The 8849-nt window shown below is 76.4% G+C and carries 6 protein-coding genes; all 6 read right to left on the reverse strand.

Annotation, left to right across the window (positions count from 1 at the left end):
- Nucleotides 1–32: 32 nt before the first annotated feature.
- Nucleotides 33–1358, reverse strand: a complete 1326-nt coding sequence (gene ftsW, locus ABD994_RS25345; RefSeq protein WP_345422161.1) for a putative lipid II flippase FtsW — start codon at nt 1356–1358, stop codon at nt 33–35.
- Nucleotides 1355–2818: a UDP-N-acetylmuramoyl-L-alanine--D-glutamate ligase gene (gene murD, locus ABD994_RS25350; RefSeq protein WP_345422164.1), complete on the reverse strand. Its 1464-nt coding sequence runs from the start codon at nt 2816–2818 to the stop codon at nt 1355–1357. The genes ftsW and murD overlap by 4 nt, the downstream gene beginning before the upstream one ends.
- Nucleotides 2811–3878, reverse strand: coding sequence for a phospho-N-acetylmuramoyl-pentapeptide-transferase (gene mraY, locus ABD994_RS25355; RefSeq protein WP_345422167.1), 1068 nt, complete (start codon nt 3876–3878; stop codon nt 2811–2813). Before mraY ends, murD begins: the two co-directional genes overlap by 8 nt.
- Nucleotides 3875–5329 carry a UDP-N-acetylmuramoyl-tripeptide--D-alanyl-D-alanine ligase gene (locus ABD994_RS25360; RefSeq protein ID WP_345422172.1) on the reverse strand — a complete coding sequence of 485 codons (1455 nt, stop codon included), beginning with the start codon at nt 5327–5329 and terminating at the stop codon, nt 3875–3877. The genes mraY and ABD994_RS25360 overlap by 4 nt, the downstream gene beginning before the upstream one ends.
- Entirely contained in the window at nt 5326–6837 is a 1512-nt protein-coding gene (locus tag ABD994_RS25365; RefSeq protein ID WP_425550126.1) for a UDP-N-acetylmuramoyl-L-alanyl-D-glutamate--2,6-diaminopimelate ligase, read from the reverse strand. The genes ABD994_RS25360 and ABD994_RS25365 overlap by 4 nt, the downstream gene beginning before the upstream one ends.
- A 170-nt stretch (nt 6838–7007) precedes the next feature.
- A partial coding sequence (locus tag ABD994_RS25370; RefSeq protein WP_345422177.1) for a peptidoglycan D,D-transpeptidase FtsI family protein occupies nt 7008–8849 on the reverse strand: 1842 nt, incomplete at its 5' end.

Below are 8849 nucleotides of genomic sequence, written 5' to 3' on the forward strand. Positions count from 1 at the left end.
GCCCCCATCGTCCGGGTCGGCGCCGGAGCGCCTCACCGGCCCCCTCCCCGGCCGCGCCGGCCCGTGGGCCGGTCGCTCGGCCGGTCCGTCGCCGCCTGGCGCGGGAGGCTCGGTTCGGGCAGGCGCAGGGCCCGTGCCAGGCGTCCCTGCCCGTGGGCGCGCAGCGCGGCCGCGGCCTCCGGTTCGTGCCGGGCGAAGTTCGCCAGCAGGCCGCCCGAGAGCAGCGCCAGGGCCAGCGACGTGCCGCCCGACGACACCAGCGGCAGCGGGATGCCGGTGACCGGCAGCAGGCCGACGACGTAGCCGATGTTGATGCAGGCCTGCGCGACCAGCCACACCGTCAGCGTCGCCGCCACCACGCGGATCCACGGGTCGGCGCTGCGCACCGCGATCCGCAGCCCGGTGTAGGCGAGCGTCGCGAACAGGGCGATCACCGCGCCGGCACCGACGAACCCGAGCTCCTCACCGATGATCGCGAAGATGAAGTCGTTGTCGGCGTTGGGCAGGTAGTCCCACTTCGCCCGCCCCTGCCCGAGGCCCGCGCCGAACAGCCCGCCGTCGGCGAGCGAGAACAGCGCCTGCCGGGCCTGGTAGGCGGGGCCGAGGGGGTCGGCGAGGTCGGGGTTGAGGAACGCGGTGATGCGGCTCTGCCGGTAGGTGGCGACGACCCCGAGCACGACCGCGCCGACGACGCCGCTCGACACGATGAACGCCATCAGGCCCAGCGGCGAGCACGCGAACCAGAGCAGCGCGAAGACGATGATCATCAGCGAGACCGTGGTGCCGAGGTCCGGCTGCGCGAGCACCAGCGCGAGCACCAGCAGAGACACCGGCAGCAGCGGCAGTAGCGCCGCCCGCCAGGTCCTCGGGTGCGGGCGGTGGCGCACGAGGACGTGTGCGCCCCACAGCGCCAGCGCGATCTTGGTCAGCTCCGAGGGCTGCACCGACAGCCCGGCCACGCGGAACCAGCTGCGCGACCCGTTGACCACCGCGCCCAGGCCCGGCACCAGCACGAGCACCAGCAGGGCGAGGCAGCCGGCGAGCAGCCAGGGGCTCGCCGCTCGGATGCGCCGCGGCGGCACGCGCAGGCCGATCCAGAACAGGACCAGGCCGATGACGGCGAACAGCGCCTGGCGGAAGAACACGCCGTAGGACGACCCGCCCGCCGCGTAGGCCGAGACCGCCGACGCCGACAGGACCATGACCAGCCCGAGCGCGGTGAGCAGGCCGAACACCGCGAGCACCAGGTGCAGCGACGTCAGCGGCCGCTCGAGCCACTGGTGCAGCGCCGAGCGGGCCGAGGCGACCACCCCGGGGCGGGCCGGTCGGGAACGGGGTCCCCGGGCCGGCGCGCTCACGCCGCGCCGCTGCCGTCGGTGCGCTCGGGGTCCGGCGGTGTCACGGCCCCGTCGGGCCCCACCCCGCCGGCCACCGCGCGCGCGGCCGCCGCGAAGGCGTCCCCGCGGGCGGCGTAGTCGCGGAACATGTCCATCGACGCCGCGGCCGGGGCGAGCAGGACGGTGTCGCCGGGGTGGGCCAGGGAGGCGGCCGCCCGCGCCGCCCGCACCATGCCGTCGCCGCCGTCGTCGCTGGAGGTCACCGCGTCATCGTCGCCCCCGCCCACGTCCCGGACGGGGACCTCGGGGGCGTGTCGCGCGAGCGCGGCCGCCACCTGCGCCCGGTCGCGGCCCAGGACGACCGCGCCGGCCAGCCGGTCGCGGTGGGCGGTGACGAGCCCGGCGACGTCGGCGCCCTTGAGCAGCCCGCCCGCGACCCACACCACGCGCGGGTGCGCCGCCAGCGAGGCGGCCGCCGCGTGCGGGTTGGTGGCCTTGGAGTCGTCGACCCAGCGCACCCCGCCGGCCTCGGCGACCACGGCGCCGCGGTGCGCGCCCGGCGACACCGCGCGCAGACCGGCGTCCACCGCCCCGGTCCCGACGCCGACGCGACGGGCCAGCACGGCCGCGGCCAGCAGGTTCGCCTCCCCCGGCGGCCCGGGCGGGGCGACGTCGGCGACCGTCGCGAGCGCGACACCGTCCCCGAAGGCCCGGTCGACCAGCCGACCGTCGACGATCCCCAGCTGGCCGGCCTGCGGCTCACCTCGGGTGAAGCCGACGTGCCGGGGCGCGGGCGCGGCGACGAGCAGCGCGGACGCCTCGCGGTCGTCGAGCCCGGCGACGGCGACCTCGCCGCGCAGCACGCGCGCCTTCGCCGCGCCGTAGGCGGCCATCGAGCCGTGCCAGTCGAGGTGGTCCTCGGCGAGGTTGAGCACCGCGCCCGCGTAGGGGCGCACCGACGGCGACCACTCCAGCTGGAAGCTCGAGAGCTCGACGGCGAGCACGCGGTGCCCGGCGCGCAGCGCGTCGACCACCGGCAGGCCGATGTTGCCGCAGGCGACGGTGTCCTCCCCTGCCGCGCGCAGGATCGCCTCGAGCATCGTCGTCGTGGTGGTCTTGCCGTTGGTGCCGGTGACGGCGAGCCAGCGCGGCGGGCCGTCCGGGCAGACCGCCGGCTCGTCGCCGAGCCACCAGGCCAGCTCCGGCTCCCCCACCATCGGGACCGACGCCGACCGCGCGGCCAGCGCCAGCGGCGAGTCGGTGCGGAAGCCGGGGCTGGTCACCACGAGGTCGCAGCCGTCGGGGAGCGTCGCGAGCTCCCGGGTCCGCGCCACGGGACGGTCGCCGAGCCCGTCGAGCTGGGCCTGGTCGCCGTCGGCGACCGTCACCCGCGCGCCCAGGAACAGCAGCACGTCGACGACGGAGACGCCGGTGCGGCGGGCCCCGGCAACGAGCACGTGGCGGTCACGCCACTCAGCCACCCGAGGCCGCCAGCCACTCGCTGTAGAACAGCCCCAGCCCCAGCGCGCAGCAGATCGCCGCGAGCAGCCAGAACCGGATGATCACCGTGGTCTCCGCCCACCCGGCGAGCTCGAAGTGGTGGTGGAACGGCGCCATCCGGAACGGTCGTCGTCGGGTGGTGCGGAAGACCGCGACCTGCAGCACCACCGACAGCGCCTCGACGACGAACACGCCGCCGAGCACCACGAGCAGCAGCTCGGTGCGGGTCACCATGCTCAGCCCGGCGAACAGCCCGCCCAGCGCGAGCGACCCGGTGTCGCCCATGAAGATCCTCGCGGGCGCCGCGTTCCACCACAGGAACCCGATACAGGCACCCATCGCCGCCGCGGCCACGAGCGTGATGTCCAAGGGGTCGCGCACCTGGTAGCAGCCCGCCTCGATCTGCATGCCGCAGGCGTTGCGGAACTGCCAGAACGAGACGATCAGGTACGTCGCCAGCACCATCGCCGACGTCCCCGCGGCAAGGCCGTCGAGCCCGTCGGTGAGGTTCACGGCGTTCGACCACGCCGTCACCACGAGGTAGCAGAAGACGACGAACCCGACCGCGCCGAGACTGACCACGGCGATGTCGCGGACGAACGAGAGGTTGGGCGACGCCGGTCGGAGGCCCTGCTCGTCGGGGAACTGCAGCGCGAGCACCCCGAACAGCACGGCCGTCACCAGCTGGCCGACGAGCTTGGCGGTCTTGTTCAGCCCGAGGTTGCGCTGGCGCCGGATCTTGATGAAGTCGTCGAGGAACCCGACGACCCCCAGCGAGGTCATCAGCATCAGCACCAGCAGGCCCGACGCCGAGATCGCGACGTCGCCCACCAGGTGCGCGACGAGGTAGCCGATCCACACCGCGGCGAGGATCGCGACGCCGCCCATCGTCGGCGTCCCGCGCTTGCCGCGGTGGCTCTGCGGCCCCTCCTCGCGGATCTCCTGGCCGAACCCCTGCTTGATGAACAGCCGGATCACGTACGGGGTCAGGAGGATCGACACGGCCAGCGCGACCCCCGCCGCGACCAGCACGCCCCTCATCGGGCTCCTCCCGGGTTCGTGGTGAGCGCCGCCGCGACCCGCTCCAGCCCGGCCGAGCGCGACGCCTTCACCAGCACGACGTCGCCCGGCGCCACGCCGGCGCTCACCAGCTCGGCGGCCGCGTCGGCGTCCGGCACCAGCCGCGAGTCGACCCCGGCCTGCGCCGCCGCCTCGTGCAGCGGCCGCGCCGCGTCGCCGACGACGACGAGGCGCGCCACACCGGTGCGCGCGACCTCGCGGCCGATCTCGGTGTGCGCGCGGGTGGTGTCGTCGCCGAGCTCGGCCATGACGCCCAGGACGGCGGTGTGCCGCCCGCCCATGGCGCCGAGCGTCGCCAGCGCGGCGCGCATCGACTCGGGGTTGGCGTTGTAGGCGTCGTTGAGCACCCGGACGCCGTCGGCGCGCTCGGTGAGCTCCATGCGCCAGCGCGAGCGCGCCGACGCGGTGCCGAGGCGCTCGGCGATCGTCGCCACGTCCAGCCCGGCCTCGAGGGCCACGGCGGCCGCGGCGAGGGCGTTGTCGACGTGGTGGGCGCCGTGCAGTGCCAGGCGCACCGGGGCCTCCCCCGTGGCCGTGACCAGCCGGAACGTCGCGCGGCCGGCGTCGTCGAGGACGACGTCGGCGGCGCGGACGTCGGCCTCGGGCGCCCGGCCGGCGTGCACGACGCGGGCCACGGTGCGCTCCCGCATGGCCGCGACGACCGGATCGTCGGCGCCGAGCACGGCGACGCCGGTCTCCGGCAGCGCCTCCACCAGCTCGCCCTTGGCCTGCGCGATCGCCTCCCGGGAACCGAACTCCCCGAGGTGCGCCGAGCCGACGTTGAGCACGACCCCGATCCGCGGCGGCGCGACCCGGCACAGCGCGGCGACGTGGCCGCGGTTGCGGGCGGAGAGCTCGAGGACGAGGTGGCGCGTGGACGGCGTCGCCCGCAGCGCGGTCCACGGGTGGCCCAGCTCGTTGTTGAACGACCCGGGCGGGGCGACGGTCTCCCCAGCCCCCTCGAGCAGGTGCGCGGTGAGGTCCTTGGTCGAGGTCTTGCCCGACGACCCGGTGATGCCGACGACGAGCAGCCCACTGCCGGTCCGGGGGTCGGTGAGGACGTCGACGACGTGGCGCGCGAGCAGGGCCAGGGCGGCCAGCACCCCGGCCCCGGCGCCGCCGGCGTCCGCGGCGAGGACGTACGAGCCCGGCTGGGTCTCCACCGAGGGCACGATCACCGCCGGCGCGTCGACCTCGCGGGCGGCGAGCACCCCGGCGGCGCCCGCCGCCACGGCGGCGCCGACGAAGTCGTGCCCGTCGACGCGCTCGCCGGGCAGCGCCACGAACAGCCCGCCCGGGCCGACCGCGCGGCTGTCGAACTCCACGCTGCCCGTGACGCGCTCGTCCCCCGTCGCGCCGTGCAGCCGCCCGCCGGTGATGCGGGCGACGTCGGCGAGGGTCAGCTCGATCACCAGGGACCACCGGCGCGCAGGGCGCGCTCGAGCTCCTCGACGTCGGAGAACGGGAGCGTCTCGGTGCCCACCTGCTGACCGGTCTCGTGGCCCTTGCCGGCCACCACCACGACGTCGCCAGGGCGGGCCTCGGCCACGGCGGCGCCGATGGCCGCGCGCCGATCGCCGATCTCGTCCACGGTCGCGCCCTCGACCTCGCGCGCGCCCTCGAGCACCGCGGCGCGGATGGCCGCCGGGTCCTCGGTGCGCGGGTTGTCGTCGGTGACCCACAGGTGGTCGGACAGCTGGGCGCCCAGGCGGCCCATCACGGGGCGCTTGGCGCGGTCGCGGTCGCCGCCGCAGCCGAGGACCGTGAGGATGCGGCCCTCGGACTGACCCCGGAGCGTCTCCAGCAGGGCCGCGATGGCCGCGGGCTTGTGGGCGTAGTCGACGACGGCGAGGAACGGCTGGCCGGCCTCCACCCGCTGCATGCGCCCGGGCACGCGGACCTCGGCGAACCCGCGGGCCAGCACGGCCGGGTCGTGGCCCGTCGCGGCGCCGCAAGCCAGCGCGAGCAGCGCGTTGGTGACGTTGAACGCGCCGGGCAGGCGGACGGACACGGGCAGCACGAGGCCGTCGGGCCCGTGCACGGTGAAGCGCTGGGTGCCGTCGGGCAGCGCGACGACGTCCTCGGCGCGCCAGTCCGCGTCGGGGGTGCCGACGGTGACCGTGCGTTCGCCGACGAGGCGGCGGCCCCAGGACGTCTCGGTGCAGACGACCTCGACCGCCGAGCGCCCGTCGAACAGCTTCGCCTTCGCGGCGAAGTAGTCCTCCATGTCGGCGTGGAAGTCGAGGTGCTCGGCGGAGAGGTTGGTGAACGCCCCGACGGCGAAGCGGGTGCCGGCGACGCGGCCGAGCGCGAGGGCGTGGCTGGAGACCTCCATGGCCACGTGCGTCGCGCCGTCGTCGGCCATCCGGGCCAGCAGGGCCTGGAGGTCCGGCGCCTCGGGCGTCGTGAACGCGCTGGGCAGGCGGCGGCCGCCCAGGCGGGTCTCCACGGTGCCGATGAGCCCGGTCGACGCGCCGGCGGCCGCGAGGGCGGCCTCGAGCAGGTAGACCGTCGTGGTCTTGCCGCTCGTGCCGGTGACGCCGAGGACGTCGAGGCGGGTGGACGGGTCGCCGTAGACGAGGGCCGAGGCGTGCCCGACCGCGGCGCGCGGCTCGGGGTGGACGAGCACCGGGACGCCGGCCCCGCGCAGGGCCGCCCGGCCGGCGCCGTCGGCGTCGGTGAGCACGGCCGCGGCCCCGCGGGCGAGGGCGTCGGCGGCGAAGTCGGCGCCGTGCGCGCGGGCGCCCGGCAGGGCCGCGAACAGGTCGCCGGGACGCACCTCGTGGGCCCGCAGCGTGGCCCCGGTGACGCGCGCAGCGGCGTCACCCGTGATCGTCACGGGACCGGCGTCGGGCAGGGCCGCGCGGATGCGGTCGGCCACCGCGGTGATCACCACGGGCGCCGTGTGCCGGGGTCGCAGCGGGGCGTCGTCGGCCCCGTCGGCGGACCGCTCGGGAGCGGGTCCGGCGGCGTCGTCGACGGTCCTCGGCGGTGCGGCGGGCACGGTCGCGAAGGCTACTCACCGTCCCCGTGCGGCTCCGCAGCCCCTGTGGCCTGCGGTGCGGGTGTCACGGGGGTGTCGCGGCCCCGTCACGGCAGGGTCAGCGGCACGTGGCGCGGCGGCGCGGTCGAGACCGGGACGTTGCCGTGCTGGGCCAGGTAGGCGCCGATGTCGTGGAAGAGCGGGGCCGCGGAGTCGCCGCCCGGCGGGCGGTCGAGCATCAGCGCGACGACGTACCGCGGGTCCTGCGCGGGGAACATCCCGGCGAAGGTGATCCAGTAGTTCGACTGCGAGTAGCAGCCGCACCCGGGGTCGACCTGCTGCGCCGTCCCCGTCTTGCCGGCCACCGGGTAGCCGGGCATGGCCGCGGCCGGGCCGGTGCCCCGGTCGCCGCCGTGGCCGTCCTGGGTCACCGACTGGAGCATGTCGCGCATCGTGGCCGCGGTCTGCGGGCTCATCGCCCGCACGCCCTCGGGCGCCGGCGAGGGCATGCGGACGCCGTCGGCACCCACCTCGGCCTCGACGATGCGCGGCGGCACGCGCACGCCGTCGTTGGCGACGGCCTGGTACATGCTCGCCATCTGCAGGGTCGTCATCGACAGGCCCTGACCGATGGGCAGGTTGCCGAACGTCGAGCCCGACCAGTCGGCGCGCGCGGGCACCGAGCCGGAGCTCTCGCCCGGCAGCTCGATGCCGGTGCGGGTGCCGATGCCCAGCGCGGCGAGCATCGCGCCGAAGCGGTCCGGCCCGACGCGCTGCGCCGTCATCAGCGTGCCGACGTTCGACGAGCGCCCGAGGACGCCGTTGAGCGTGAGCTGGATCGGGCCGTGCGACCAGGCGTCGGAGATCGTGCGGTCGGCGACGCGGATGCTGCCCGGCACCGTCAGCACGTCCTCGGGACGGGCCACCCCGGCCTCGACGGCCGCGGCCATCGTGACGATCTTGTTGACCGACCCGGGCTCGAACGGGCTCGTCACCGACGGGTTGGACAGCTGCGCGCCGGGCGCGCCCGGGGACGCCGGGTTGAACGAGCCCGAGTTGGCCATCGAGAGCACCTGGCCGGTGTGGGCGTCGAGCACGACGGCGCTGCCGCTGCGGGCGCCGACGCGCGCCGTGTAGTCGCGCAGGCGCTGCTCGACGGCGTACTGCAGGTCGGTGTCGAGCGTGAGGACGACGTCGCGGCCGGCCTGGGCGGGCTGCTCGGCGCGGGTGGTGCCGGGGATGACGGCGTCGCTGCCCTCGGCCGTGTCGACGACGCGGAACCCGTCCTGACCGGCGAGCGTGGTGTCGAGCGCGCTCTCCAGACCGATCGAGCCGCGGATCTTCTGGCGGTCCATGTTCCAGGAGGCGCTGCCGACGACCGTCGCGGCGACGTCGCCGGCGGGGTACTGCCGCGACTCGCGGTCCTCCTCGGCGATCTCGGGGAAGGCCTCGCGGACCTGCCGCGCGGCGCCCGGGTCGACCAGCGGCGCCAGCACCACGTAGCTGCGGTCGCTCATCAGCGACGCGAAGATCGGGCCGGGGTCGAGCCCGAGGATGCGGCCCATCCCCAGCGCGATCGCGGACTTGCGCTGGTCCGGCGTCGGCGAGCCGGGCTGGGAGCGGACGTTCGGGGCGTTCCAGTCCTCGGTGATCCGCCGCGGGTTGGCCACCAACGCCTTGGCCTCGACGCTGAACGCGAGCGGGGTGCCGTAGCGGTCGAGGATGGAGCCGCGCTCGGCCGGCACGACCAGCCGCGTCGTGCGCTGGCGGGCCGCGTCGGCCGAGAGGTCCCCGGCGCGCAGGCCCTGGACCTCGATGAGCTTGAGCGTGCAGAGCAGCAGCACGGCCACGAGCAGCACGCGGCCGATCCGCAGCCGGCGGCGCGGGTCCGGCGGCCGGGACGCGGGGCGGCGCGCGGGGCGCCGCGGCGGGGGCGGCGGCGGGCCCGG

The sequence above is a fragment of the Actinomycetospora chlora genome, from assembly GCF_039542135.1.
GTDB classification, from domain to species: Bacteria; Actinomycetota; Actinomycetes; order Mycobacteriales; family Pseudonocardiaceae; genus Actinomycetospora; species Actinomycetospora chlora.